General features: G+C 31.7%; 27 protein-coding genes. 15 read left to right on the top strand and 12 right to left on the bottom strand.

Annotated features, from left to right (window positions below; genetic code table 11):
• Nucleotides 1-6: 6 nt before the first annotated feature.
• The 4 genes from argC to IW20_RS08635 form a co-directional block, all read right to left on the bottom strand.
• Complete coding sequence (argC, locus tag IW20_RS08650; RefSeq protein ID WP_035620942.1) at nt 7-984, bottom strand: N-acetyl-gamma-glutamyl-phosphate reductase; 978 nt, start codon at nt 982-984, stop codon at nt 7-9.
• Nucleotides 977-2,170 (bottom strand): argininosuccinate synthase, encoded by a 1,194-nt coding sequence (locus IW20_RS08645; RefSeq protein ID WP_035620939.1) that lies wholly within the window; start codon nt 2,168-2,170, stop codon nt 977-979. The genes argC and IW20_RS08645 overlap by 8 nt, the downstream gene beginning before the upstream one ends.
• Before the next feature lie 4 nt (nt 2,171-2,174).
• On the bottom strand, nt 2,175-2,792 hold the full coding sequence (locus tag IW20_RS08640; RefSeq protein WP_035621015.1) for a GNAT family N-acetyltransferase: 618 nt from the start codon (nt 2,790-2,792) through the stop codon (nt 2,175-2,177).
• A 574-nt stretch (nt 2,793-3,366) separates the two neighbouring features.
• Complete coding sequence (locus IW20_RS08635) at nt 3,367-5,628, bottom strand: M1 family metallopeptidase (protein WP_035620936.1); 2,262 nt, start codon at nt 5,626-5,628, stop codon at nt 3,367-3,369.
• A gap of 168 nt (nt 5,629-5,796) precedes the next feature.
• Here IW20_RS08635 and IW20_RS08630 point away from each other — a divergent pair, with 168 nt between their 5' ends.
• The 3 genes from IW20_RS08630 (at nt 5,797) to IW20_RS08620 (ending at nt 7,912) form a co-directional block, all read left to right on the top strand.
• The gene (locus IW20_RS08630) at nt 5,797-6,648 is read left to right on the top strand and encodes an aldose 1-epimerase family protein (RefSeq protein WP_035620934.1); all 852 of its coding nucleotides are present in this window, start codon (nt 5,797-5,799) and stop codon (nt 6,646-6,648) included.
• Between the two features lie 18 nt (nt 6,649-6,666).
• Nucleotides 6,667-7,218: a GNAT family N-acetyltransferase gene (locus tag IW20_RS08625; protein ID WP_035620932.1), complete on the top strand. Its 552-nt coding sequence runs from the start codon at nt 6,667-6,669 to the stop codon at nt 7,216-7,218.
• 136 nt (nt 7,219-7,354) lie between these two features.
• Nucleotides 7,355-7,912, top strand: coding sequence for a DUF3575 domain-containing protein (locus IW20_RS08620; RefSeq protein WP_035620929.1), 558 nt, complete (start codon nt 7,355-7,357; stop codon nt 7,910-7,912).
• Between the two features lies 1 nt (nt 7,913).
• On the opposite strand, the gene IW20_RS08615 is transcribed toward IW20_RS08620, so the two are convergent.
• Together IW20_RS08615 and IW20_RS08610 are read right to left on the bottom strand one after the other, a co-directional pair.
• Nucleotides 7,914-8,141 carry a VF530 family protein gene (locus IW20_RS08615; protein ID WP_035620927.1) on the bottom strand — a complete coding sequence of 76 codons (228 nt, stop codon included), beginning with the start codon at nt 8,139-8,141 and terminating at the stop codon, nt 7,914-7,916.
• Nucleotides 8,142-8,243: 102 nt separating this feature from the next.
• A complete protein-coding gene (locus tag IW20_RS08610) occupies nt 8,244-8,882 on the bottom strand; it encodes an outer membrane beta-barrel protein (RefSeq protein WP_035620925.1) in 639 nt (212 codons plus the stop codon).
• A gap of 146 nt (nt 8,883-9,028) precedes the next feature.
• Here IW20_RS08610 and smpB point away from each other — a divergent pair, with 146 nt between their 5' ends.
• From smpB to IW20_RS08595, 3 genes are all read left to right on the top strand, one after another.
• Entirely contained in the window at nt 9,029-9,481 is a 453-nt protein-coding gene (gene smpB, locus IW20_RS08605) for an SsrA-binding protein SmpB (protein ID WP_035620922.1), read from the top strand.
• Nucleotides 9,482-9,558: 77 nt separating this feature from the next.
• The gene (locus tag IW20_RS08600) at nt 9,559-10,185 is read left to right on the top strand and encodes a hypothetical protein (protein WP_035620919.1); all 627 of its coding nucleotides are present in this window, start codon (nt 9,559-9,561) and stop codon (nt 10,183-10,185) included.
• Between the two features lie 104 nt (nt 10,186-10,289).
• The gene (locus IW20_RS08595) at nt 10,290-11,297 is read left to right on the top strand and encodes a helix-turn-helix domain-containing protein (protein ID WP_035620918.1); all 1,008 of its coding nucleotides are present in this window, start codon (nt 10,290-10,292) and stop codon (nt 11,295-11,297) included.
• A 357-nt stretch (nt 11,298-11,654) separates the two neighbouring features.
• Here IW20_RS08595 and IW20_RS08590 read toward each other — a convergent pair whose 3' ends face one another.
• The gene (locus IW20_RS08590; protein ID WP_035620917.1) at nt 11,655-12,296 is read right to left on the bottom strand and encodes a protein-L-isoaspartate(D-aspartate) O-methyltransferase; all 642 of its coding nucleotides are present in this window, start codon (nt 12,294-12,296) and stop codon (nt 11,655-11,657) included.
• A 143-nt stretch (nt 12,297-12,439) separates the two neighbouring features.
• Between IW20_RS08590 and IW20_RS08585 the strand changes: the two genes are divergently transcribed.
• The 9 genes from IW20_RS08585 to IW20_RS08545 all read left to right on the top strand — a co-directional run bounded on the left by IW20_RS08585 (nt 12,440) and on the right by IW20_RS08545 (nt 20,168).
• Nucleotides 12,440-13,405: a Gfo/Idh/MocA family protein gene (locus tag IW20_RS08585; protein WP_035620914.1), complete on the top strand. Its 966-nt coding sequence runs from the start codon at nt 12,440-12,442 to the stop codon at nt 13,403-13,405.
• Between the two features lie 87 nt (nt 13,406-13,492).
• Entirely contained in the window at nt 13,493-14,380 is an 888-nt protein-coding gene (locus IW20_RS08580; protein WP_035620912.1) for a 3-hydroxyacyl-CoA dehydrogenase family protein, read from the top strand.
• 3 nt (nt 14,381-14,383) lie between these two features.
• Nucleotides 14,384-14,971, top strand: coding sequence for a hypothetical protein (locus IW20_RS08575; RefSeq protein WP_035620910.1), 588 nt, complete (start codon nt 14,384-14,386; stop codon nt 14,969-14,971).
• The gene (locus IW20_RS08570) at nt 14,968-15,630 is read left to right on the top strand and encodes a YggS family pyridoxal phosphate-dependent enzyme (protein WP_035620907.1); all 663 of its coding nucleotides are present in this window, start codon (nt 14,968-14,970) and stop codon (nt 15,628-15,630) included. The genes IW20_RS08575 and IW20_RS08570 overlap by 4 nt, the downstream gene beginning before the upstream one ends.
• A gap of 39 nt (nt 15,631-15,669) precedes the next feature.
• On the top strand, nt 15,670-16,023 hold the full coding sequence (locus IW20_RS08565; RefSeq protein ID WP_035620906.1) for a four helix bundle protein: 354 nt from the start codon (nt 15,670-15,672) through the stop codon (nt 16,021-16,023).
• Between the two features lie 79 nt (nt 16,024-16,102).
• The gene (locus tag IW20_RS08560) at nt 16,103-17,464 is read left to right on the top strand and encodes an exonuclease domain-containing protein (RefSeq protein ID WP_035620903.1); all 1,362 of its coding nucleotides are present in this window, start codon (nt 16,103-16,105) and stop codon (nt 17,462-17,464) included.
• 30 nt (nt 17,465-17,494) lie between these two features.
• Complete coding sequence (locus IW20_RS08555; RefSeq protein ID WP_035620900.1) at nt 17,495-18,334, top strand: ion transporter; 840 nt, start codon at nt 17,495-17,497, stop codon at nt 18,332-18,334.
• A gap of 154 nt (nt 18,335-18,488) precedes the next feature.
• Nucleotides 18,489-19,412 carry a tRNA (adenosine(37)-N6)-dimethylallyltransferase MiaA gene (miaA, locus tag IW20_RS08550; RefSeq protein ID WP_035620897.1) on the top strand — a complete coding sequence of 308 codons (924 nt, stop codon included), beginning with the start codon at nt 18,489-18,491 and terminating at the stop codon, nt 19,410-19,412.
• Nucleotides 19,413-19,424: 12 nt separating this feature from the next.
• Nucleotides 19,425-20,168, top strand: coding sequence for an acyl-[acyl-carrier-protein] thioesterase (locus IW20_RS08545; RefSeq protein ID WP_035620896.1), 744 nt, complete (start codon nt 19,425-19,427; stop codon nt 20,166-20,168).
• A gap of 644 nt (nt 20,169-20,812) precedes the next feature.
• Here the strand turns inward: IW20_RS08545 and IW20_RS08540 are convergent.
• The 5 genes from IW20_RS08540 to fabV all read right to left on the bottom strand — a co-directional run bounded on the left by IW20_RS08540 (nt 20,813) and on the right by fabV (nt 26,088).
• Entirely contained in the window at nt 20,813-21,529 is a 717-nt protein-coding gene (locus IW20_RS08540; protein ID WP_035620894.1) for a response regulator transcription factor, read from the bottom strand.
• A gap of 3 nt (nt 21,530-21,532) precedes the next feature.
• A complete protein-coding gene (locus tag IW20_RS08535) occupies nt 21,533-23,113 on the bottom strand; it encodes a sensor histidine kinase (protein ID WP_035620893.1) in 1,581 nt (526 codons plus the stop codon).
• Nucleotides 23,114-23,172: 59 nt separating this feature from the next.
• A complete protein-coding gene (coaE, locus tag IW20_RS08530; protein ID WP_035620892.1) occupies nt 23,173-23,769 on the bottom strand; it encodes a dephospho-CoA kinase in 597 nt (198 codons plus the stop codon).
• 1 nt (nt 23,770) lies between these two features.
• A complete protein-coding gene (locus IW20_RS08525; RefSeq protein ID WP_035620891.1) occupies nt 23,771-24,769 on the bottom strand; it encodes a glycosyltransferase in 999 nt (332 codons plus the stop codon).
• A gap of 128 nt (nt 24,770-24,897) precedes the next feature.
• Nucleotides 24,898-26,088, bottom strand: a complete 1,191-nt coding sequence (fabV, locus tag IW20_RS08520) for an enoyl-ACP reductase FabV (protein WP_035620890.1) — start codon at nt 26,086-26,088, stop codon at nt 24,898-24,900.
• Nucleotides 26,089-26,177 lie beyond the last annotated feature (89 nt).

Raw genomic sequence — 26,177 nt, 5'->3', positions numbered from 1 at the left:
ACCAATTTAAAATCCGCTTGGTTTTAAATGTAAACCTGTCGTTTCTGATAATCCAAACATTAAATTCATGTTTTGAATTGCTTGTCCAGCAGCGCCTTTGGTTAGGTTATCGATTATTGAAGTAATCAATACCCGGTTTCCACTTTTGGTTAAACTTATAATGCATTTGTTAGTTTGTACAACTTGTTTCATATTGATATTAGTCGTAGTAACGGTTACAAATGGTTCGTTTTTATAAAAATCTTCGTATTTAGCAACGATTTCATCTAAACTTTCTTCGATAGTCGTATATAAAGTTGCAAAAATTCCTCTTGCAAAATCTCCTCTATTCGGAATAAATAACAATTCGTTTGAATAATCCGCTTGTAATTGATTTATGCTTTGATTTATTTCGCCTAAATGCTGATGATCAAATGCTTTGTAATGCGACATATTGTTTGATCTCCAACTAAAATGCGTAGTTTCTGAAGGACTAACTCCAGCTCCCGTACTTCCTGTTGTTGCATTAATATGCACATCGTTTTTTAATAACTCATTCTTTGCTAGTGGTAATAATGCTAGTTGAATCGCTGTTGCAAAACAACCTGGATTGGCAATAAATTGTGCTTTTTTGATAGCCGTTTTATTCAATTCTGGTAAACCATAAATGAATTCTTTTCCATCGAAATTAGCGTCTTTATTTAATCTAAAATCATTTCCTAAATCAATGATTTTGGTATGACCTGCAAATTTATTTTCTTTTAGAAACGAAACTGATCTTCCGTGACCTAAACACAAAAACAACACATTTACATCTGGATTAAGAACATCTGTAAAATCCATTTCTATATCACCCAATAAATCGTGATGCGCTACCGAAAGTGGCTTTCCAGCATTGGTTGTGCTGTAAACAAAATCGATGTTTACATTTGGGTGATACATCAATATTCTTATCAATTCACCAGCTGTGTAGCCTGAACCGCCAATTATTCCAACATTAATCATAGTCTAAGTGATTTACAGATGAAAATATGTTTTGAGCATTTCCTAAAATCTTAATAAATCCTTTGGCATCATCAGATGTCCAAGCATTATTCATTTCCCCATATTGACCAAATCCTGTATTCATTAAATCATTATCTGATTCGATTCCGTCAAGCGAAAAATGGTATGGTTTAAGAGAAACAGTTACAACTCCATTAACCGTTTTTTGTGTGTCTTGTAAAAACGTCTCAATGTTACGCATTACTGGATCCAAAAACTGACCTTCGTGAAACAACATTCCGTACCAGTTTCCTAATTGCTCTTTCCAATATTGTTGCCATTTACCAAGTGTATGCTTCTCTAATAAATGGTGCGCTTTGATGATAATTAATGGTGCAGCAGCTTCAAAACCTACTCTTCCTTTAATACCTATAATGGTATCACCTACGTGAATATCTCTACCTATTGCGTATGCATTTGCTAGTTTTTCAAGCGCCACAATATTGTTTGATGGTTTATCTGTTTTACCATTTATCCCAACTAATTCTCCTTGTTCAAAATGTAAAGTCACTTTTTCTTCACCTTCTTTTTGTAATTGCGAAGGATACGCTTCACTAGGTAATGGTTTGCCTGAAGTTAAGGTTTCTTTTCCTCCTACACTTGTTCCCCAAAGTCCTTTATTGATAGAATATTGTGCTTTTTCCCAAGAATAATGAACGCCGTTTTTAGACAAATAATCTACTTCTTCTTGTCTCGACAATTTTAAATCTCTAATTGGGGTAATAATTTCAATTTCCGGAGCGATTGTCTGGAAAATTAAATCAAATCTAATTTGATCATTTCCTGCTCCTGTACTTCCGTGTGCAATCGCTTCTGCTCCTACTTTTTTAGCATATTTTATTGCTTCAATAGCCTGAAAAACACGCTCAGCACTTACAGATAATGGATAGGTATTATTTTTTAATACATTTCCAAAAATCAAATATTTTATAGCTTTATCATAATACTTATCTACGATGGTAAGATTTGCATGTTGTGCACTTCCTAATTCGTAAGCTCTTTCTTCAATAGCATTTAATTCTTCTTCATCGAAACCTCCTGTATTAATAAGTACAGTGTGGACTTCATATCCTTTTTCATTTTTTAAATATTTAAGGCAATACGAAGTATCTAATCCTCCGCTATAAGCTAATACAACTTTTTTCATAATTTTATTTTTTTAAGAAAAGGGCTTGTTTAATTGATTTTAATCTATTGAGTACTTTTACGTTAAAAGGATGTTTTGGTGGATCCTTCTGTTTTTCTTTTGGATCGTACAACATTCCTGTGCATAAGCACATTTTATTATCTTTACTTTTTAATATTTCATAATTCGTACAAGTTTTGCAACCTGCCCAAAAGCTTGGATCACTTGTAAGTTCTGAGAAAGGAACTGGTTTGTATCCTAAATCCGAATTGATTTTCATAACTGCTAAACCAGTTGTGATTCCAAATATTTTAGCATCTGGAAATTTTTCTAAGGAGTAATCAAAAACTTTAGATTTGATTTTTTTGGCTAAACCTAAATTTCTGTAATCCGGATGTACTATCAATCCAGAATGAGCCACAAATTTGCCATGTTGCCAGCTTTCGATATAACAAAAACCTGCAAATTTACCATCTGCCAAAGCAATCAATGCATCCCTGTTTTCCATCTTTTTTTGGATATATTCAGGAGTTCTTTTAGCAATTCCGGTACCTCTCAATAAGGCAGACGACTCTATAGTATCGCATATTTCTTGCGCATATTTATAATGTTCTTCTTGTGTTACAACAATAGAGATCTTCATTTCAATAGTTGAAGTTAGGGTTAAAAAATAAGACATGATTTTTCTTCTGAAACCCAAGAGTTGCTTCAGCAAAATTAAATAAAAAATACATAAAACCCTTAATACCAAGAAGATGGAATTGAGATAATTTTAAATAAAATGTACTTGTAGGATGTGTTTGTCCAAAGGACAACTTAGGTAATTTCAAAACAAAAAAATGAATATAAATACATACGACGAAAAACTCTAGTGAATACTATAGAGATAGTATCCGTACTTCAGGAGAAGTAACAGGCAAGTTTGTCCGTGAGATAGAAATTATATGTAAACTCATTTTATTCATTGGTGCAAATTTACATCTTTTTTTTAATTACAATACATTATTAAAAAATTGTAACATTTTTTTAATATAATGTTGCTTTTGTCAATTTATCTCATTTCTATACTTAAAAAACCAACTAAAATTTAAACTTTTAATAAAAAAAACGGCTACTTGAGTTAAACTCAAATAGCCGTTTTTAATTATTTATTATGTTTATAACCCTTTAAAAAAGCTTAAAAACTATATTTTTCATTGAATATTTATCAATTCAAATTATTCTTTTGTAAATTCTAATACTTGCGAATTTTCTAAAATTGTCATGTTCATTCCAGTTTTAGTAAAAGCAAATCTTAATCCAGCTCCCACCGATTCAAAAGTATCTTCTGTATTAGCTACAGGCTGAGCAGGAAATTTAGGGTAATTAGGAATGTCTACATTTAACGCCCCGTTTTTTTCCGAAAAAGTAATTTTCAAAGGTGTTTTTTTGCTAGAATATGTCCCTAAATAAGGATCTAGAACAACATCTTTTTCAATTTTACCAGTTCCAGCTTTCCATACATTATTTGATTCATTACTATCAGGAAAAACGTGATCAGGATCTATCGTAATGCTTTCGATTTCTTCTGTAGAGTTAAATTTAAAAGACCATTCGATATTTCTCTGCCAAATTTCAACTGGTAATTTTACTCTAGATACTTTTCCACTTTTCGTTTTTACATCAATTACAACGGGCATTACCATTTTTTCAAAGTTCTCAATAGTAATAATTACTCCTTTTGCAGGGTCATTTTTCACATATTTAATTGAGTTGATACCTTGATCAAAACGCCAGTTATTAACATACCAACCTCTCCAGAACCAACTTAAATCTTCTCCTGAAACATTTTCCATTGTTCTAAAGAAATCATCTGGTGTAGGGTGTTTATATGCCCAACGCTCGATATAAGTACGGAAAGCAGTATCAAAACGTTCTTTTCCTAGTACTTGTTCTCTTAAAATTACTAAACCTGAACTTGGTTTAAAATAACACAACATACCAATATTTGCCTCCTTCATATTATCTGGAGAACTCATAATAGTTTCTAGTTTAGGGTTTGTAAACGCTTCGGCCATTTTATGTAAATCTCTCGGCGCTTCTTTATATTCTCCTTTATTAAATTCGGCAGTACTCAATGAATTAATAAATGTATTGAATCCTTCGTCCATCCAACCGAATAATCTTTCGTTTGAACCTACAATCATAGGAAACCAGATATGTCCAAATTCGTGATCTGTAACACCCCATAAATCTTCTCCTTTTGATTCCCAACTACAAAACACAATTCCTGGATATTCCATTCCTCCTTCATTTCCTGCTACATTTGTTGCAACTGGATAAGGATATTCAAACCATTTATTTGAGTAGTTTTCGATTGCCCCTTTAGTATATTCTGTCGAACGTCCCCAAGCAGCATTTCCGTCACTTTCTACAGGATATGCAGAAAGCGCTAATGATTTTTTCCCGCTAGGCAAATTAATCTTAGCTCCATCTAAAATAAAAGCAGCTGAAGATGCCCAAGAGAAATCACGTGAGTTTTTTATTTGATAATGCCATGTTTTTTCTCCACTTCCAGAACCTTTTGCAGCAGCAACTTCTTCAGCAGAACGAATCATAACCGTTTTATCACTTAGTGCAGCTTCTTTAAAACGTTTTTGTTGTTCTGCAGTATATACTTCCGGAGCGTTTAATAATTCTCCTGACGCAACTACAAAGTGATTAGAAGGAACCGTTAATTTTACATCAAAATTACCATACTCTAAGTAAAATTCCGAAGCTCCTAAATACGGATGTGTATCCCAACCTCTTACATCATCATACACGCACATACGTGGATACCATTGTGCTATTGTAAATATTTTACCATTTTTAGTTTCAAGAACTCCTGTTCTATCAGATCCTTCGTTTGGAGCTATATAAGAGAAATCAATTTTAATTTTAACACTGCTTCCTTTTGCTGCAATTTCTTCTGGAAGAAAAATTTGCATTCTTGTATCTGTAACAACATATTTAGCATCAACTTCAACCGATTTCTTCTTACCTAGTACAGTAACTTTTACCGATTTAATTTTGTTTCCACCATCAAAAACTTGCCCTTGAGCACCATTACGACTTCCTGTTAATGGCACTACTGCATTTCCTCGTGAATCTTCTTTGAATAAATTTTGATCCAAATGAAGCCAAACAAATGACATCTTATCTGGGCTATTATTGGTATATGTAATTTCGTCTGTACCAATAATTTCATTAGTAACTCCATTTAACTTCGCAGTTATCTTATAATCTGCTCTGTTTTGCCAATACTCTGGACCAGGCTGACCGCTTGCAGAACGGGTTGTTGTACCGTTTTTAGAATAAAATAATGGAGAGAATGCATCATAATAATCGTATTTAGAAATAGGATTAGTTGTCGCAGTAGGAACTTGTTGTGCCCAAATGGCCGAAATTCCAAACAATAAAGCCATCGATAATAAGGCTCTCAAAGAGTGTTTTTTCATTTTTGTTGCTGTTTATCTAGCAAATTAATGAAAAAAAAAGCTATTTATGAATTAAATCCTACCGGTTAATACAATTTTATCAAAAAATATTTCATCAGCTTTTTCACCTATAAATTAAATTTATAAATATATTTACATCTCATTCTTAAACCATTCAAAAACTAAATTTTGACTACAATTATTTCAAATTCAAAACTTACTGCTGCTATAAAACATGCTGGAGCCGAATTATTTTCATTAAAAAACAACGATAATAAAGAATTCATTTGGGAAGGAAATCCAGATTTTTGGGGTAAGCACTCCCCTGTTTTATTCCCAATTGTTGGTACTTTAAAAAACAATACTTACACAATTAATAACATATCCTATCATTTGCCACGTCACGGTTTTGCAAGAGATATGGAGTTTAATCTAGTTTCTAAAACAGATGAAAGTGCTGTTTTTTCGATTCAATCGAATGCTGAATCGTTAAAAGTATATCCGTTTGAATTTGAATTACAAATAATTTATACTCTGATAGATTCTCAATTAGACATTCAATATAAAGTTATCAATAAAAATGACTCTAAAATGCCATTTTCTATTGGTGCACATCCTGCAATTGCCTTACCTGAAAATTTTGAGAATTATGCTTTAGAATTCGAGAAACAAGAGTCTCTAAAATATTCTTTGCTCGAAAATGATTTAATCTCTAATAAAACAAAACAATTAGAAACGAAAGAAAATCAAATTGCGCTAAATTATCAACTATTTGAAAATGATGCTTTAATTTTTAAATCGTTAGAATCAAATTCGCTAACAATACTAGAGAATAATAAACCATATGTAAAAGTAGATTTTGCAGATTTTCCTAGTTTAGGTATCTGGACAAAAGAAAATGCTCCTTTTATTTGCATCGAGCCTTGGTTTGGTTATTCTGATACAGATGAAAACTCAGGAAATCTTTTCGGAAAAGAAGGAATAATAACTTTGGATGCAAATCAAACCTTTAATTCAAAATTTAGTATCGAAATTCTATAATCTTATCTTGATATTTTTATGTTAACATTTAATTTTTCTCCATTTCCTGAACTCGAAACGGAACGTTTACTTTTAAGAAGAGTAACCAATGAGGATACAAACGAAATCATAGCATTACGTTCTAATCCTGAAACCATGAAATACATCCCGAGACCACTTACAAAAACTAATGAACAGGCATTAGAACACGTTGCCCAGATTGATAGTACTATCGAGACTAATGAAGGAATCACTTGGGGAGTAACACTAAAAGGCAACCCTAGAATTATTGGAATGATTGGTTATTACCGAATAAAGCCAGCGCATTTCCGTGCCGAAATTGGTTATATATTATTACCCGAGCATCATGGTAAAGGAATTATTCCTGAAGCAGTAAAAACTGTCATCGATTATGGATTTAACGAAATGAAATTACACTCAATCGAAGCCGTTATAGATCCTGATAATTTTGCATCTGAAAGAGTCTTACAAAAAATAGGTTTTGTAAAAGAAGGACATCTAAAAGAAGTAGAATTTTACGAAGGTCGTTTTTTAGATAGTGTAATCTACTCCTTAATCAACAAAAAGTAATTGATAACAAAACTTCTTTTCATATTGATTCCTGTTAAATTTTAATTTTATAACAATACAACCTAGTTCATTCCGTTATATTTGCACCCAAAACTAGCAACCCAAACTAACTTATTGCTAGTAATTACTCGATTTTATGAAAAATTTATTTGCCCTAATCGTTCTCTTCTTTTCAATTCAATCCCAAAGTCAAACTTACATAAAAGCTAATGCACTTACAGCATTAGTATTAGTTCCCGATATTGCTGTGGAAACAAGTATTGGAGAAAAATTAACTCTGAATGTTGATTTAATGGCTTCCTTTTGGGAATCTTTTGATGGGAAAAGCCCAATGAAATTTGCCACTTTCACTCCTGAAGTTCGTTACCATTTTAATGAAAAATTTAATGGTTTATATGCGGGTGGACATATTGGAGCTGATGTATATAAAATTCAAAAATGGAACTACTGGGATAGCAATATGTACGAAAATGGATTTGGATACAGATTAGGAGCTACAATAGGATACCAAAAGAAACTAAATGATAAATTCATGCTTGACTTTTTTGTTAGCGGAGGATGGCACCAAGGTTTTTATAAAGGTCTTTATAATGACGGTACACCAGGACGTTATGAAAAAGCTCATGATTATAACAAAAGTGGCGAATGGATGCCTTATGGCGGAGGTGTAATGGTTTCTTATAAATTAAACTAATTTATACAGGAAACTTAGGAATTGTTTTTATATATAAATCTTCAACCTTTTTTCTAGCCCAATCCGTTTTTCTTAAAAAAGTTAAACTAGATTTTATACTAGGATTCGAAGTAAAACATTTAATCGGAATTAATTCTCCTAAAGTATCAAACCCATAATATCCAACTAGTTTTTCGAGTATTGCCTGAAGTGTAATTCCGTGTAAAGGATTTTTATCTTGATTTTGCATTTAATATCTTTTAAATAAATAATAAAAAGACCATACTATAAAAAGTATGGTCTTTCTTTTTTACAAAATTACTAAATTGAAATTTAAATAATCTTCTAATATTTAGAATATGAATTTAAATCCGAAAGAAAGCGGAGAAGTTAAATTTGGATTACTACCTCCTAAAGCTCCATTATAATAAGAATCAACATTAGCAACATGCGCTAAACCAAAATTAGTTACAGTCGTTTTAGAACCATCTTTTGGATCTAAAGTTGTAGATGTAAAATTAGCTAAATCATAAGAAAACTCAACTGAAAAATATTTTGTTACGAAGAAATCAAATCCACCTGATAAAGACAAACCAAATTGATTTACTTTTAATTCACTTTCTTTTTCTTTTCCAGTGATTATTGGTGCTGCCAGTTGCCCGAAGAAATATAAAGAACCAGCTACATTCCAATATTTTCTAGCTAAAGGCTGTATAACTACTAAATTAGAATTTGCAGCAGTTCCTTTATCCGAATCTGCTTTTATATTAATGAATCCTAGTCCTGCTCCAACCGCTACAGATGGTGTAATAAACTTACCTACAATAGGCATTACTAATAAATTTGTGCTTTTTACATCGTCTGTTTTAGTTTGTTGGTAACCAAATTGTGATGTCACGAACCATGCACCCTTTAAACCTTCATTTGCTTCCTGAGCTTTTACTGAAAAACCCACTAATACAATACTAACTAATGTTAAAATCTTTTTCATTTTTTTAAGTTTTTATTTTAAATTATTTAACAAAACTAAGCGTAAGGTTTTTCCTGAAAAATGATTAAAATCATAGGTTTAAAAAAATCTTTAATTATCTTTGAATTCATTAAAGTTTTTCTTTTTTATTCTACATTTGCAGTCCTATGTTAAAAACAGTCAATATACTCAATAAGAGAGCCCGCTTCGATTACGAAATAATAGATACCTATACTGCTGGAATTGTTTTGGCAGGAACCGAAATCAAATCAATACGCCTTGGTAAAGCAAATATTACCGAGAGTTTTTGTGAATTTAGTGGTAATGAACTTTTTGCCATAAACACTTATATAGAAGAATACGCTTTTGGAAATCAATTTAATCACAAGTCAAGAAGCGAACGAAAATTACTTTTGAATAAGAAAGAATTAAAAAATCTTCAGAAAAGTGTACAAGCAAAAGGATTAACAATTATCCCTTTAAAGCTTTTTACTAATGAAAAAGGATTAGCTAAACTGCAAATCGGACTTTGTAAAGGGAAGAAAAACTACGACAAACGTGAATCTTTAAAAGAACAAGACACTAAACGTGATTTAGATCGAATTAAGAAAGCTTTCTAACTTAATCCTTCTCTAATAAGAGCTATTTCTCATTTTTTATACTTATTTTTACTACAATAAATTCTAAATTTCGAGTTATGAAGAGAATATTTGTTGTATTAACCGCCATCTTACTTTATAGTTGCGGTACAAGTTCTACAATTGTAAGTAGTTGGAGAGATCCGAAAATAACAATTAGTTCAGAAAATTTCAAAAAAGTATTAGTCGTAGCTTTAGTTAAAGACGAAGAAACAAGAAGAATTACCGAGAATAGAATCGCTGCCAGTAGTCCTATTTTTCATACTTCTTATCAATTCCTGAATCAAATTAATAATGACCTTACAAATGATCAGAAATTAAAAATATTAAACGATGAAAATTTTGATGGTGTTGTTACCATGCGCTTGGTAAGCAAAGAAAAACAAACCGATTACGTTCCCGGAATAGATACCAGTATTTATTATGGCGGCTATAATGGTTTATACGGAGGTGCTTTTGGCGGCTGGTATGGCATGTATGCAACTGATTTCTATTCACCAGGTTATTATGTAGAAAACACTTTTTATATCGTAGAAACTAATGTTTTCTCCTTAAAACATAATAAACTAATCTGGACAGGAACCACACAATCCTCAGATATTACTGACATAGGTGTAACTGTAGATGATATTATGAGAACGATCATAAATGAAATGAAAAAAGACGGAACGATTCCTAAAAAATAGTTTCTTTATATAAAGCATAAAATAGCATCGAATTAATTTGATGCTTTTTTTATTTTAAAAATAATGACTAAACTTGTCTTGACAATTAAAACCCTCTTTCTATAATGAAAATGATTCTTAAAAATGCACGAGAGCAAAAAGGTTTTAAAACCAGAGAAGTAGCACAATTATTAGAAATTGACCAAGCTCTAATAAGCAAATTTGAAAGTGGAACCCGAAAGCCTACAAGAGATCAAATTGTTAAACTCGCTTCATTGCTTGAAATTGATTTTGAAAACCTATTAATTCTTTGGCTTAAAGAAAAAATAATACACGAAATTGGTCATGAAGAATTTGCTCTTAAAGCATTGCATCTTGCCGAAATCGAAATTCAGAATAATAAAAAAATAGTTGCATCAGTAATTATGTCAACGCTACAAAACGTTTTGGATGAAATTGAAATTTTAAAGACCAAAATCCAATCATTCCAACATTTTGAGTTACATCGAATTTCTAAAATCCTAGAACTGGAATTTACATACGAAAGCAATCGCCTTAACGAGAATTCATTAACATTACAAGAAACCAAAGCAGTAATTAATGAAGGATTAACAATTGCAGGCAAAACTATGCGAGAACATTTAGAGGCTGTTAATCATCATGAAACTATTTCTTATATCAAGGATTTAACTCAAAAGAATAGTCCTCTTAACGAAAAAGAATTACTAAATATTCATAACTTAATTTCAAGAGGAATCAAACCCGATCATGCCGGAAAATATAAAAACGATGCTTTGATTATTCGCGAAATGAGTTCTTTTTTTAGCTGGTTCGAAACTAACAAAAATACCTTACATCCAATATTATTAGCATCAGAAGTACATTTAAGAATCCTAAAAATAAGTCCATTTGAAAGCGGAAATACGCAAATAGCTCATTTGTTAATGAATTGGATATTAATACAAAATGGCTATGTTTTTGCCACGATACAAGGCGACACAGAACACAAAAATAAATATCTAGCCATGCTCGAGCAAAGCCAAAATCAAAATGATGAATCCATCTTTATAAACTATGTAGCTCAAGTAGAAAAGGAAAATTTACAACGAGCAATCCAATTGGTTTCTCAATAATTGCTTTATCAAATTTTTAAACATTTATTTTTTTACCATTAAGAGATTAAGAAAAATTAAGTTTAATGTAAATGAAAGTCATACAGATAAAGTAAATCTGTAAAAGAAGAACACAGATTTACTTTTTATAATATAAAAAATCCGTTTTTATCCGCGTCTTTACATAAGTAAATCCGTGTCATCTGCGTCCATTATAGGCAATCTAAATCTACAAAACACTAAATATAAGCACTTAAAAAAAACAGACGAAGTAAATTTGGGACATAAAAAAACCATTAAAAAATTTAAAGCTTTATAAAACTTAATTTCTTAATGGTAAAATTCTTTATTCTTTGGTTAACAACACCAAAAAATATTTTAGTTTTTATCTTCTAATAAAGGAACGAATCTAAATTCTCCAAACTCATGTTTTTCAAATTGTGTTTCGTTTTTACGAATTAATAACGTCATAATCTGAACGTCTTCTCCTAGCGGAATGACTAACCTTCCTCCTATTTTTAACTGTGCCATTAATGGTTGCGGAATAAATGGCGCACCAGCAGTTACAATTATACTATCAAATGGCGCATAAGTAGGCAATCCTTTATAACCATCTCCAAATGAAAGGTGTTTCGGACGAATTCCTAATTTAGGAAATAAAACAGATGTTGTTTTAAAAAGCTCATTTTGTCTTTCGACACTAAATACCTTGGCTCCCAACATATATAATACTGCTGTTTGATATCCTGACCCAGTACCAATTTCTAATACTTTATGATCTTTTTTAACTTCTAAAAGCTGCGATTGAAACGCAACAGTGTAAGGTTGAGAAATAGTTTGCCCCGCACCAATCGGGAAAGCCTTGTCCTGATAAGCATAATCTTCAAAGCTAGAGTTCAAAAAAAGGTGTCTTGGGATTTTTTTTATCGCTTCCAAAACAGCTTTATCGGTAATTCCCTTTTGTTGCAAAGTGCTTACTAATTGATTCCGAAGTCCTTGATGTTTGGCAGTGTCTTTCAATGTTTGTTCTTTTAATTTTGGTAAAAATAAGAAAGTAAATAGTAATTCAAATATTGATTCTTAAATATTAAATTACTAAAACTTTAAAGCATTCACTTTCACTTTCAACAAATAAATTATATTTTTGTTAAAAATACATTCTCATGTTAAAAGTAGGAGTTTTAGGTGCTGGTCACTTAGGTAAAATACATTTACGTTTATTACAACAATCTGATAAATATGAATTAGTTGGTTTTTATGACCAAAATCAAGAAAACGCCGAGAAAATTTCCAAAGAATTCGGTTATAAAAATTTCAATACAATTGCCAAATTAATACATGCTGTAGACGTAATTGATATTGTAACCCCAACATTATCACATTATAAATGTGCCAAAGTTGCCATAAAATCAGGAAAACATATATTTATCGAAAAACCCATTTCGAATACTGTTGAAGAAGCTGAAGAAATTATTGCTTTAGCAAAAGAATATAACGTAAAAGGTCAAGTTGGTCATGTTGAACGCTTTAATCCAGCATTCACAGCAACAAAAAATATGATTGAAAATCCGATGTTTATAGAAACACATCGTTTAGCCGAATTTAATCCTCGTGGTACAGATGTTCCTGTAGTTTTAGATTTGATGATTCATGATATCGACGCAATTTTAAGTGTTGTAAAATCTAAAGTAAAAAGCATTAATGCCAGTGGAGTTTCAGTAATTAGTGACACTCCAGATATTGCCAATGCTCGAATTGAATTCGAAAATGGTTGTGTTGCAAATTTAACTGCAAGCAGAATTTCGATGAAAAACATGCGTAAAACACGTTTTTTCCAGAGAGACGCTTATATTTCAGTTGACTTTTTAGAAAAAAAATGTGAGGTTGTTCGTATGAAAGATGCGCCTGAAATTCCAGGAGATTTTGATATGATTTTGCAAAATGCAGAAGGAGTAAAAAAACAAATTTATTTTACAAATCCAGATGTAGAGCAAAACAACGCAATTCTTGATGAATTAGAGTCTTTTGCAAATGCAATCAATACAAATACAGCTCCAGTTGTAACTCTAGAACAAGCAACAGATGCTTTAAGAGTAGCTTACCAAATTATTGACTGTTTTAACAAATAAAATAATCTAAAAAAAAAGTTAGCCATAAATTCACGAATTAATTTGTGAGTTTGTGGCTAAAATTATAAAATATAGTACTTAAACAATATGAAAACAATAGCTGTAATCGGTGCAGGAACAATGGGTAACGGAATCGCTCATACGTTTGCACAAAGTGGTTTTGTAGTAAAACTAATAGATGTTTCCGAAAAATCATTAGATAAAGGAATGGCAACAATTGCCGCTAATCTAGACAGAATGCTTGCAAAAGGAAGTATTACTGAAGAAGAAAAAGCTAAAACAATAACTAATATTATTACTTATACCGATATTAAAGATGGTGTTGTAGGAGTAGATTTAGTTGTAGAAGCTGCTACCGAAAACATTGATTTAAAACTAAATATTTTCAAACAATTAAACGAAGCTTGTTCGCACAATACTATTTTAGCTACTAATACTTCGTCTATTTCTATAACACAAATCGGAGCTGTTGTAGCACATCCAGAGCGTGTTATCGGGATGCACTTTATGAATCCTGTGCCAATTATGAAATTGGTAGAAATTATTCGCGGATACAATACTAGCGATGAAGTTACCAAAATCATCATGGACTTATCTGTAAAATTAGGTAAAACTCCAGTTGAAGTAAACGATTACCCAGGTTTTGTGGCAAACAGAATTTTAATGCCTATGCTAAACGAAGCAATCGAAACGTTATATAATAAAGTTGCTGGCGTTTACGAAATAGATACTGTAATGAAACTAGGAATGGGACACCCAATGGGACCATTACAATTAGCAGATTTTATTGGTCTTGACGTATGTTTGGCCATTTTAAATGTAATGTACGACGGTTTCAAAAATCCTAAATACGCTCCATGTCCATTATTAGTAAATATGGTACGCGCAGGAAAATTAGGAGTGAAATCTGGCGAAGGATTCTATGATTACAGTGAAAGCAAAAAAGCAGAGAAAATTTCGAAGCAATTTATTTAAAATATGAAGAATCTACTTTTATTTTTTGTTCATTTTGCAACAGCAATTTGTATTTCTCAAAACATAAAAATAGATTCTGATAAACTATTTACAACAAATGAAATTGATAGCATCTCTAGCACAAATGGACCATATATCTCTTCAGGAGGAAAAATAAATTCTAAAGTAGAAAGTAAATCCAAAAAAGACAGAACAGTAATCAATGGAAATGGAAGTTTCACCTATAGTCTTTACACACTTGATTTTAACAAAGTAAACTATAATAAGTTGTCAAATGCAGAACAAAAAAAATATGATTCTGATAAATATTTGAAACTAATAAAAGCGAACTATCGTGAGAAGATTAATTATAAAAACTCAAATTCTGAGATTATAAATGGGCAATTTTATTATTTAGCAGATACGCTTAGTTATGTAAAAGTAAAAATCACCAGAAGCGAAAATAAAAAAAAGGAAACATCTGACTCACTCAATATTAGCATTTCAGAATTAAACAAAATAAAAGTCATTAAAACTGTCTTTTTATTTGATTATAAATATTGGATTATCAATAAAAATAAGGACATACTTAAGATTTACAATAAAAAATGAATTCAATAAAGCAAAACTTAGTCCAGATAAAATCGACTATTCCAGAACATGTAACCCTTGTTGCGGTTTCTAAAACCAAACCAGTTACTGATTTAATGGAAGCCTACGAAGCTGGTCAACGCATTTTTGGAGAAAATAAAATCCAGGAAATGACAGATAAATGGGAAGAAATGCCAAAAGACATCCAATGGCACATGATTGGGCACGTACAAACGAATAAAGTAAAATTTATGGCACCGTTTGTAAGCTTAATTCATGGCGTAGATAGTTTAAAATTATTACAGGAAATAGACAAACAAGCACTAAAGAATAACCGCGTTATTGATTGCCTGCTTCAAATACATATTGCCGAAGAAGAAACAAAATTTGGCCTTGACGAAAAAGAACTTGCATTACTCCTAGCTTCAGAAGATTTTCATAATCTGAAAAATATCCAAATTTTGGGTTTAATGGGAATGGCAACTTTTACCGAAAATCAAAACCAGATAAAAAAAGAATTCACACATTTAAAGTCTATTTTTGACTCTTTACAAGCTACAAAAACTGTAAATTGTAACCTAAATACTGTTTCAATGGGAATGTCTGGAGATTACCAACTTGCAATAGAATGTGGTAGTACCATGGTTCGAATTGGAAGTAGTATATTTGGAGGACGATAGATTTCAAAAATCAATATCAATTGCAAAAATCAATGCTTAATGGAAAAAATATTCAATTTTGAAGATAGATTAGTTCGTTTTGCAGGAGAATGTATTTTCTTTACAAGGCAATTGGATAAATTATTTGAAAATGAATATTATAAAAATCAATTAATCAGATCATCAGGAAGTGCCTCCTTAAATTTTGGAGAAGCCCAAGCTACAATTACTAATAAAGACTTTATTTTTAAAGTTTCATTAGTAGCAAAAGAGTTGAAAGAATCAAGAAACTCATTAAAAATTCTGAATTATATTAAAGAAGGTGATAACGATAAAAGAAACAAACTTCTAATTGAAGTAGAACAACTTATTGCAATTTCATCAAAAATGATAATAAATAAAAACAGTCAATAACAATCACAATGCCAATAGTAATTTTAATAATTGTTATTGACTTTGATATTGAAATTGATTTTTGAAATTGACATTGATAATGTACGCAATACTAGACATAGAAACAACTGGAGGACAGTTTAATGAAGAAGGAATTACCGAAATTGCTATCTATAAATTTGATGGTCATGAGGTAATCGACCAATTCATTAGTCTGGTGAATCCTGAAATTCCTATTCAGCCATTTGTAGTAAAACTTACGGGTATTAGCAATGCAATGTTACGTTCGGCTCCAAAATTTTTTGAAGTTGCTAAACGAATTATCGAAATCACTTCAGATTGTGTTATCGTTGCACATAATGCGTCTTTTGACTACAGAATCTTACGCACCGAATTTCGTCGTTTAGGTTATGATTTCGAAGCTAAAACCCTTTGTACAGTAGAACTTGCCAAAAAATTAATTCCCGAGCAACCTTCCTATAGTTTAGGAAAACTAGTTCGCGCACTCGGAATCCCAATGGCCGACAGACACCGCGCCAATGGCGATGCCATGGCAACGGTAAAGTTGTTTAAAATGCTACTGGAAAAAGATACTGAGAAAACAATCATAAAAGATTTCATAAAACTCGAAGTCGAAAAAGGGATTGCGCCAAAATTATTAGATCTCGTAGCTCAAGCACCAACAAAAACAGGTGTATATTACATTCATAACGAAAACGGAAGTTTAATATACATTGGCAAAAGCCGAAATATAAAAAAACGCATCAATCAGCATTTTACAGGAACAAATATCAAAAGCAAAAAAATACAAGCCGAAGTATTTACTGTAACTTATGAAGAAACCGGAAGCGAACTTATTGCACTTTTAAAAGAAAGCGAAGAAATAAAAGTCAACAAACCCAAATACAATCGTTCGCAGAAAAAAACTATATTTCCGCTTTCCTTATATGCCGAAAAAGATAAAAAAGGATATTTAAACTTAAAACTTCAGAAAACCGACGGACGTAAAAAAGAAATTACATCCTACGGAAGCCTGCAAGAAGGAAAAAATGCACTATTTTTTATCACCGATAAATACAAATTGTGCCAAAAACTTACTGGTTTGTATCAAACCAAAAAAGAATGTTTTCAATATAAAATAAAAGAATGTGACGGCGCTTGTATAGGAGAAGTTACTCCCGAAGAATATAATGCGAGAGTTCAAAATTTTATTACCGATTATAGTTTCGAAAACAAAAACATGATTTTAATAGATCGTGGCCGAACTATAAACGAGCGCAGCGCAATATTAATAGAAAATGGCGTTTATAAAGGTTATGCTTTTTATGATTTAAATTATCAGATTACCAACATCGAAATTCTGAAAAATATTATAATCCCGATGCAAAACAATCGCGATGCCAAAAGTATAATTCAGAATTACATGAGAAAAAGTAAATCATTAAAAGTAATTCATTTTTAATACATATTAACTTTCAGTATCTTCGCAGATATGACAAGAATTAAATCAAAATACGACCTTTTTAGGCAAAAAACCCAAATCATCCTTTATGGTACTAATACCGTTTTAGGACGCTTATTCGATTTGGTACTTTTAGGACTTATTTTATTAAGCGTATTATTGGTCATGATGGATACCGTAGAGGGAATCAATCAAAAATACCATACACAACTTCTTATTTGCGAGTGGATAATCACAGTATTCTTTACAATAGAGTTTATTCTGCGTGTTATTTCGATACAAAAACCTGTAAAATACGTATTTAGCTTTTACGGAATTATCGATTTAATGGCGATATTACCCATGTATTTATCGATATTTTTCCCAGCCACAAATGTTTTAACCATCGTAAGAGTTTTACGATTCTTCCGATTGTTCAAGATTTTGCATATACCACAAATCTCCCAACAATCCTTACAGCTGCGGGAAGCGATGGAAGCTAGTAAAGAAAAAATCTTAGTTTTTATCTATTTCGTAGTAATTAGCGCCATAATTATTGGCTCCTTAATGTACGTAGTCGAAGGCAAAGAAAGCGGTTTTACCAGCATTCCTATGGGTATTTACTGGGCTATCGTAACCCTAACAACCGTAGGTTATGGCGATATCTCACCAGCCTCGCCATTAGGACAATTTTTAGCCTCGTTAGTAATGATAATGGGTTACGGAATTATTGCCGTTCCTACAGGAATCGTAACTGCTGAATTTGCAAAAAGCAGCCTAAAAAACAATTCTATCAGCACTAAAAAGAAATGCACAAAATGCAACTCACAAGTCCATTTTGATAATGCAAAATATTGCTACGAATGTGGCGAGACATTACCCGATAATTAATTTATGAAGCCATTTCCAGCTGTACATTACAACTCCTCCTTATATTTGCAATTTTTTTAAGGCAAAAAAGGAGCTTCGTAAAGTCGCTCTTTTATACCAAAAAAAATAAACAAATATACGTCCGGGGTTTTCATTTCCATCTGGGCTAAAAAATATGAAATACTTAATCACCATCGTCGGACCAACAGCTATAGGTAAAACAACCTTAAGCATCGCGTTAGCACAACATTTTAAATGTGAGATAATATCATGCGATAGCCGTCAGTTTTTCAAAGAAATGACAATTGGTACAGCTGTACCCAATCAAGACGAATTACAAGCCGCAAAACATCATTTTATCCAGAATATATCCATCTTCGAAAACTATACTGTAGGCGATTACGAAAAAGAAGCTATAACCAAACTAGCAGAACTATTCCAACACAATGATTATGTAATCCTTGTAGGTGGTTCAGGATTGTATGTAGATGCAGTACTAAAAGGATTTGATGAATTTCCCGAAATAGATGCTACAATACGCGAGCAAATAGCACAAGAATACGAACAAAACGGTATTACCTATTTACAAGAACAATTACAGCAACTAGACACTGCTTACTACGATAAACTAACAATCGAAAATCCGCAAACGCTGCAAAACCCGCAACGAATGATGCGTTTTGTCGAAGTATGCTTAGGTACAGGAAAACCTTATTCTTCTTTCCTAAACCAGAAAAAGAACAATCGAAACTTCACTCCTATTCTTATTGGTTTAGAAGCCGACAGAGCTGTAATTTACGACCGAATAAACCAACGCGTCGATATCATGATTAACCAAGGCTTACTAGACGAAGCACAAGGACTCTATCCTAATAAAGCGTTAAATGCGCTACAAACGGTGGGATATCGAGAATTATTCAGTTATTTTGATGAAGAATTTACGTTGCCATTTGCAATCGAAGAAATCAAGAAAAACACCCGACGCTTTTCAAAACGTCAGTTAACTTGGTTTAAGCGTAATGAAAACACAAAGTGGTTTGATTATCTCACTCCAAAAAATGAGATAATAAACTTCATCGAAGAAAGTATAAAAAAATAAGATAAAGGACTCATGCCAATCTCACCAAATTTCACGTCTGTATTAAGCAAAGACTGGGAAATCAACTTTACACAATGTACCCCAAATGGATATTTGAAATATACCGATATGTGCAATCTTTTACAACTAACAGCCGCAGCCCACTCAGAAGTTGGAGGAATTAGTTTTACAGATATGCAAGAATTCGACCAAGCTTGGGTTTTAAGCCGAATGCGTGTAGAAGTTACTGCTTTGCCTAAATGGCAAGATGTAGTAACGGTAAAAACATGGATTAATAGTCTTGAAAACTCACGTTCTGTGCGTGCATTAGAAATGTATGTAAACGGCAAAAAAATAATTGGTAGCGAGACATTCTGGGCTGTTTTTAATACCAAAGCACGTCGTCCAGAAGGATTAGCCCTTCCGTATGATCATTTTGAGTTATATCCAGATAACAGAGCCACAAAAGAAGGTTTCTCAAAGATTAATATCCATCCCGAAAAAGAATCTGTTTTTGAGAAAACAGTTTATCTATCTGACTTAGATATTGTAAATCATGCCAATAATGTAAAATATCTAGAATGGTGTTTGGATCATGTAGACCCAAAACATATTCTGAATCAAGAAATAGAAAGTTTCGAAATGAATTTCTTAAAAGAATTATCCTTAAACGATGCTGTTGTAATACACGAAAGCGAAACCGAAGAAAATACAACTTTCAGCATTACAAAAGGCGATAAATCTTGCTTTGCACTGCAACTTAACTGGAAGAAATAAGGTTTTAAAAACCTCTGTTTTTCCTATAACAGCGCACAAATCTGTCCTCCAAAGTCTTTTTTTGCCCTAGTAAGTGTGATAGATAACCATCCTAATACCTAACAGGTTTTAAAAACCTGTTAGAATAACAACATTAACTCTTCCTATTCTCAATAATAAGAATATTAACTATATCACCTCAGATAATCTGTAATTCCGTTTAATCTTCTTCTTTTTAAATTGCCTCCTGCTTTAGCTGGAGATAAAAGTTTGACAATTAATATGGCTTCTGCCGAAATAATAACAGATTTTGACTAAAGCCATTCATGTGCTTATTATGTTACTCCAGCTAAAGCTGGAGCCAATTCACAACTATAACAACAATATTTTTTTAAATTTTAATCTCAACATCATACCTACAAAGTTTTGGAAACCTTGCAGGAAATCAATCTAATTTTACTTAATCTATTTTCAGTAAGAATCTCCTAACCCTGATTGTAGTGGAAAGCATTTTGAAATAAAAAAAAGCATTTCCTGAGCAAAAACAGCGACCAACGGAAGCTCGTTTTTAATCATTGGAAATGCCTTTTTTATGAAAAATCTTGTAACGGAAAGCAGGAAATAGTTACAAAAAAAAAAGCTCCGATTTCTCGAAGCTTTTCTATTTATGCAGTTACTTTGTTTTTAACAACTAGTCTAAAACCTTCACCGTGGATGTTAAGAATTTCAACATCTTCGTCTGGTTTAAGATACTTTCTAAGTTTGGCGATATACACGTCCATACTTCTTGAAGTAAAGTAATTATCATCTCTCCAGATTTTTGTTAATGCTAATTCTCTTGGCATTAAATCATTTTCATGAAGGATTAACATTTTCAATAATTCGTTTTCTTTTGGAGATAACTTTATTGGCTCTTCATTTTCAAAAGTTAAAAATCTAAGTTTTGAATTTAAATGAAATTTACCAATGTTAAACTCAAACTGAACTTGCTCAGCTTTAGTATCAGAAGATTTTCTTTGAATAATCGCTTTGATTTTCATTAATAATACTTCTGAATCAAATGGCTTGTTCAAATAATCATCTGCTCCTGCTTTGTATCCTTTTAACACATCCTCTTTCATAGATTTTGCTGTTAAGAAGATAATAGGCACTTCGCTATTTTTCTCTCTGATTTCTTTTGCTAATGTATATCCGTCCTTATATGGCATCATGACATCAAGAATACATAAGTCGTATACGTCTTTCTTGAATTTCTCGAAGCCTTCCATTCCGTTTTTTGCCAATGTAACTTCAAAGTCATTTAGCATTAAATAGTCTTTAAGAACTGCACCAAAATTAAGGTCATCTTCTACTAAAAGAATTCTTTTATTGATATTTTCCATATTTTAATTTATTAGTGGTATTTTTATTATAAAGGTACTACCTTTCCCTTTTTCACTTTCTACATAGACTTGACCATTATGGTCTTCTACTATCCTTTTTACATATGATAAGCCCAATCCGTGGCCTTTAACATTATGTAAATCTCCCGTGTGTTCTCTGTAAAACTTCTCAAAAACTCTTTTTTGAGCCACTTTACTCATTCCTAATCCATTATCTTTTACTTTTATAAGAATCATATCTTTAATGTTCTCTGTAAAAATTTCTATTTTAGGAATACCTGGCGAATACTTTATAGCATTCTCTAAGATATTAACCAAGACGTTAGTAAAATGCACTTCATTGATTAATGCTGTCGCTCTGGCTGCATCATAATGATTTGTAATAGTACCTTGTCTATCCTCAAGAATCAAACTTACATGCTCAATGGCATCATCGATAATCCCATGGATTTCGGTTGGTTCTTTGTTAATATCCAATTCACTTTTCTCTAATTTAGAGATTCGCAATACATTCTCTACTTGAGCATGCATACGTTTATTCTCATCTCGTATCATCTGAAGGTACCTAAAGACCTTCTCCTTATCTTCGATTATTTTAGGATTTTTAATGGCATCCAAAGCCAGATTTATTGTTGCAATTGGAGTTTTAAACTCATGCGTCATATTATTTATAAAATCTGTTTTAATTTCAGATATATGTTTCTGACGTATTAACTGATTTAAAGCACTTGTATAAGCAATTATAATAATAAGCGTAAAAATGATTGACAATATGGTTATACTTACCAACTCTGAGAGTAAAAATTTCTTCTTGTGAGGAAATGTTACCGATAACTCATATTTGTTATTCCCTTCATTATCTGCAAAAATCGGTATCGAGTAGGTTGATTCTTTATCATATTTAAATCCATCTGATTTAATTTTGGTAGCAATACCACTACTATAAATACCAAACTCGAATTTTGTTTTTACACCATATTCTTCTAATTCTTTTTTTAGAAGCTTTTGCAGCTTCTCTTTGGTGATCCTTTCATTAATTGGCATTGCCGAAGCTATGTCTTTAAAGAATATCTCAAATTGTGCATTATCTAAAACATCCAGATTTCCTGATTTTTCAATCTTTACATCTGGTATTATACTTTGCTGTAACGAATTATCTATACTGTTATTATTATAAACTTCGGTTGTACGCTTAGAATTAAAATTCTTAAACCTTTCGCTACTAAATTTCTTATCAAAGAACGAGCCATTTATATTATAATCTTCTGATATAATACTATTTGAATATACAATTGTTTTATTTGTTCTAGGATTTTTTTGAACGTAATAAAATTCTAACAAATCATTTTTTTGCGGTACTTTTCCTGTACTATCTTTATAATGATTGTATTTATCATAGAAACTATAGGCTTCTTGCTGTTGTAGCTTATCGGCTACATTTCCAATAACTTGTTTGACATGAAACTTAAACTGTTCGTCATTATTTTTAAACGAAGAAGTAAACCAATAAACCTGAACAAGAATTATCCCAATTAGGGATAAACTCATTAACAAAACAAGAATTCTAAAAAACAATTTATTCATCGAAACAAAATTAATATTTTAACAATATACTAAATAATACATTAACCAAATATTAACATTTAAGAGTGATTTTGTTTAATATTTAAAATTTTAAGAATTTTAACAACTTCCTCCTTTGCAATTTTAAGATTCAAATTATGAATAATATAATTACTATTGGCTAAACGTTGTTCATCATTCCATTGCATATTCATTCGTTTTAAAACATGTTCGCGAGTAGTTTTATCGCGATTCATTACCCTCTCAATTCTGGTTTCCTGGGGTGCGGTAACCGTAATTATAATGTCACATTCTTTATAACGCCCACTTTCAAACAAAATTGCTGCTTCGTAGATTATATAAGGCTCTTTTTTATGTTTTAGTAACCAATTTTCAAAATCTGTTTTTACTGCAGGATGCACAATTGCATTAAGTAATGCTAATTTATCTGCATTATTAAAAACAATATCAGCCAATTTGGCTCTATTTAATGTATTATCATCAAAAATTTCAGCACCGAAAGTTTTACGAATAGCGGCAACTATTTCATCGGACTGCATTACTTTTTTAGCCTCATCATCGGCAATATAAACAGGTATTCCCATTTCTGCAAAATATCCTGCAATGGTAGTTTTACCGCTACCAATACCTCCTGTTAAGCCAATTACTTTTGTCATATTAAATCTTAAAAAATAATCCTGGGAATGCTTCTTGTGGTTTTTTCTTTAAGATAATTATCTTAATAAACGACTCTAAAAAACCGATTCCATAACCATAAAATTGCTTCCAAACCGCAATAACTGATAAATAACCAATTTTTAAACTCTTGTTTTGAATTGTCGATACTATAAAAATTATGATAAAATAAACAAAATACAATTGCAATAATATATCAATATTAAAAATCAGCAATATAACTGCCAAAACTAGTCCTAAAATAAAGGCTGTTGGGAAGAAAAAAGTCAGTTTGTTGTATTGTGGATACCAACTATTAAGTATCGGTCTGGCTTTACCAAATTTATTGACCTGAATAGAAAATTTATCCCAATCGATTCTTCGTTTATGATATACATATGCTTTAGAAAAAAGTCTGGTTTCGAAACCTAAATTCCATAACCGTATAGATAAGTCTGGATCCTCTCCGGGATGAATATTCCCAAATCCTTTTGATGCTTCAAATCCTTTTCGGGATAATCCCATATTAAAGCTTCTTGGCTGAAACTTTCCTATCTTTTCTGATCCTCCTCTTATTCCTCCTGTTGTAAGGAAAGATGTCATAGCAAAATTAATTGCTTTCTGGATATTCGAGAAACTAGCTAATGCTCTATCAGGCCCACCAAAACAATCTACATAATCCTCTCTTAGTGCTTTATCTACTTCTGATAAATAATCTGGCGGAATAATACAATCTGAGTCAAAAATGATAAAATAATCACCTAGTGCTTTGCGCATTCCAAAATTTCTGGAATCTCCAGGTCCTGAATTTTCTTTAAAATAATATGAGATATTTAATTTATCTTGAAATTTCTGAACCACATCATCACATGGCAAAGTTGAGCCATCTTCTACAAGCACAATTTCAAAAGGTTCTTTATATTCAGATAATAGTAAGCTTTCTAATAGCTCTTCAACTTCGTCAGGACGATTATACACTGGTATAATTAAAGAAAACACCATAATTAGGTATGTGGTATTAAGGTAGTATTTGTTTTAACTGTAAAATTTTAACAAAGATAAGTTATATCCATAAAAAAACCATCAACTTTGGGTTGATGGTTTTAAATAATTATATAAATTCAGTTGAATTATTTGATACTTTCTATATCAACTACTTCATTTGTGTCTGCTTTGTAATCTACTCCTTCAAATTCAAATCCAAATAGGTTCAAGAAGTCATTTCTGTATCCAGCTAAATCACCAATTTCTGGTAATGTTTCTGTAGTTGCCTCTAACCATAGCTTAGCTACTTTTTCCTGAACATCATCACGCATTTCCCAATCATCGATACGGATTCTTCCTTTATCGTCTGTAGGAATTGGTTGTCCTGTATATAATCTATCTTGGAATAAACGCTGAATTTGCTCAATACAACCTTCATGAAGTCCTTCAGCTTTCATGATTTTATATAATAATGATATATATAAAGGAATAACTGGAATTGCTGAACTCGCTTGTGTAACTAAAGCTTTATTTACCGAAACGTATGCTTTACCGTCTAAATCTTTTAAACTATCTGTAATAGCAAATGCTGTAGCCTCTAAATGATCTTTAGCACGACCGATAGTTCCTTTACGGTAAACTGCTTCGGTTAGTGATGGCCCGATGTAAGAATAAGCAACTGTTGTAGCTCCAGGAGCTAATAAGTTTTCTTTTTTCAATGCATCCATCCACATAGACCAATCTTCACCTCCCATTACTGCAACAGTATTTTCAATCTCTTCTTCTGTACATGGCTCAATAGAAACCTCTGTTACTTTTCCTGTATGAAAATCAACCGTTTTGTTTGTAAATGTCTTTCCGATTGGTTTTAAAACTGAACGATGTAATATTCCTGTTACAGGATGCTGACGTACTGGAGACGCTAAGCTATAAATAACTAAATCAATCTGACCTAAATCAGCTTTAATCAAGTCTAATGTTTGTTGTTTGATTTCATTAGAGAAAGCATCACCATTGATACTTTTTGCATATAATCCTGCTTTGTGAGCTTCTGTTTCAAAAGCTGCTGAGTTATACCATCCTGGAGAAGCTGTTTTTCCTTCAACTGGTGGTTTTTCAAAAAACACTCCAATTGTAGCAGCGTTAGATCCAAATGCGCTTGTAATTCTAGATGCCAATCCAAAACCTGTTGATGCTCCAATTACTAATACTTTTTTAGCACCTTCAATTGGTCCTTTAGATTTTATATATTCTATTTGATTTTTTACATTTTGCTCGCATCCTTTTGGGTGTGATGTCAAACAAATAAATCCTCTCATTCTTGGTTCTATAATCATAATTTGGAACTGTTTTTTATTTTTATTTTATAAAATGATGGTATTTTAACTACCGATTTTCACTTGGTAAAACTGATTAATTTAATTGA

The sequence above is a fragment of the Flavobacterium hydatis genome, from assembly GCF_000737695.1.
Classification (GTDB): Bacteria; Bacteroidota; Bacteroidia; order Flavobacteriales; family Flavobacteriaceae; genus Flavobacterium; species Flavobacterium hydatis.
Note: the sequence above shows the minus strand (reverse complement) of the source record. Positions and strands in the feature narration are given on the sequence as shown.

What these genes read in the sequence shown, in the direction of transcription:
- argC (WP_035620942.1), bottom strand. Translation starts at nt 984, where the DNA reads ATGATTAATGTTGGAATAATTGGCGGTTCAGGCTACACAGCTGGTGAA.
- IW20_RS08645 (WP_035620939.1), bottom strand. Translation starts at nt 2,170, where the DNA reads ATGAAAAAAGTTGTATTAGCTTATAGCGGAGGATTAGATACTTCGTAT.
- IW20_RS08640 (WP_035621015.1), bottom strand. Translation starts at nt 2,792, where the DNA reads ATGAAGATCTCTATTGTTGTAACACAAGAAGAACATTATAAATATGCG.
- IW20_RS08635 (WP_035620936.1), bottom strand. Translation starts at nt 5,628, where the DNA reads ATGAAAAAACACTCTTTGAGAGCCTTATTATCGATGGCTTTATTGTTT.
- IW20_RS08625 (WP_035620932.1), top strand. Translation starts at nt 6,667, where the DNA reads ATGTTAACATTTAATTTTTCTCCATTTCCTGAACTCGAAACGGAACGT.
- IW20_RS08620 (WP_035620929.1), top strand. Translation starts at nt 7,355, where the DNA reads ATGAAAAATTTATTTGCCCTAATCGTTCTCTTCTTTTCAATTCAATCC.
- IW20_RS08615 (WP_035620927.1), bottom strand. Translation starts at nt 8,141, where the DNA reads ATGCAAAATCAAGATAAAAATCCTTTACACGGAATTACACTTCAGGCA.
- IW20_RS08610 (WP_035620925.1), bottom strand. Translation starts at nt 8,882, where the DNA reads ATGAAAAAGATTTTAACATTAGTTAGTATTGTATTAGTGGGTTTTTCA.
- smpB (WP_035620922.1), top strand. Translation starts at nt 9,029, where the DNA reads ATGTTAAAAACAGTCAATATACTCAATAAGAGAGCCCGCTTCGATTAC.
- IW20_RS08600 (WP_035620919.1), top strand. Translation starts at nt 9,559, where the DNA reads ATGAAGAGAATATTTGTTGTATTAACCGCCATCTTACTTTATAGTTGC.
- IW20_RS08595 (WP_035620918.1), top strand. Translation starts at nt 10,290, where the DNA reads ATGAAAATGATTCTTAAAAATGCACGAGAGCAAAAAGGTTTTAAAACC.
- IW20_RS08585 (WP_035620914.1), top strand. Translation starts at nt 12,440, where the DNA reads ATGTTAAAAGTAGGAGTTTTAGGTGCTGGTCACTTAGGTAAAATACAT.
- IW20_RS08580 (WP_035620912.1), top strand. Translation starts at nt 13,493, where the DNA reads ATGAAAACAATAGCTGTAATCGGTGCAGGAACAATGGGTAACGGAATC.
- IW20_RS08575 (WP_035620910.1), top strand. Translation starts at nt 14,384, where the DNA reads ATGAAGAATCTACTTTTATTTTTTGTTCATTTTGCAACAGCAATTTGT.
- IW20_RS08570 (WP_035620907.1), top strand. Translation starts at nt 14,968, where the DNA reads ATGAATTCAATAAAGCAAAACTTAGTCCAGATAAAATCGACTATTCCA.
- IW20_RS08565 (WP_035620906.1), top strand. Translation starts at nt 15,670, where the DNA reads ATGGAAAAAATATTCAATTTTGAAGATAGATTAGTTCGTTTTGCAGGA.
- IW20_RS08560 (WP_035620903.1), top strand. Translation starts at nt 16,103, where the DNA reads ATGTACGCAATACTAGACATAGAAACAACTGGAGGACAGTTTAATGAA.
- IW20_RS08555 (WP_035620900.1), top strand. Translation starts at nt 17,495, where the DNA reads ATGACAAGAATTAAATCAAAATACGACCTTTTTAGGCAAAAAACCCAA.
- miaA (WP_035620897.1), top strand. Translation starts at nt 18,489, where the DNA reads ATGAAATACTTAATCACCATCGTCGGACCAACAGCTATAGGTAAAACA.
- IW20_RS08545 (WP_035620896.1), top strand. Translation starts at nt 19,425, where the DNA reads ATGCCAATCTCACCAAATTTCACGTCTGTATTAAGCAAAGACTGGGAA.
- IW20_RS08540 (WP_035620894.1), bottom strand. Translation starts at nt 21,529, where the DNA reads ATGGAAAATATCAATAAAAGAATTCTTTTAGTAGAAGATGACCTTAAT.
- IW20_RS08535 (WP_035620893.1), bottom strand. Translation starts at nt 23,113, where the DNA reads ATGAATAAATTGTTTTTTAGAATTCTTGTTTTGTTAATGAGTTTATCC.
- coaE (WP_035620892.1), bottom strand. Translation starts at nt 23,769, where the DNA reads ATGACAAAAGTAATTGGCTTAACAGGAGGTATTGGTAGCGGTAAAACT.
- IW20_RS08525 (WP_035620891.1), bottom strand. Translation starts at nt 24,769, where the DNA reads ATGGTGTTTTCTTTAATTATACCAGTGTATAATCGTCCTGACGAAGTT.
- fabV (WP_035620890.1), bottom strand. Translation starts at nt 26,088, where the DNA reads ATGATTATAGAACCAAGAATGAGAGGATTTATTTGTTTGACATCACAC.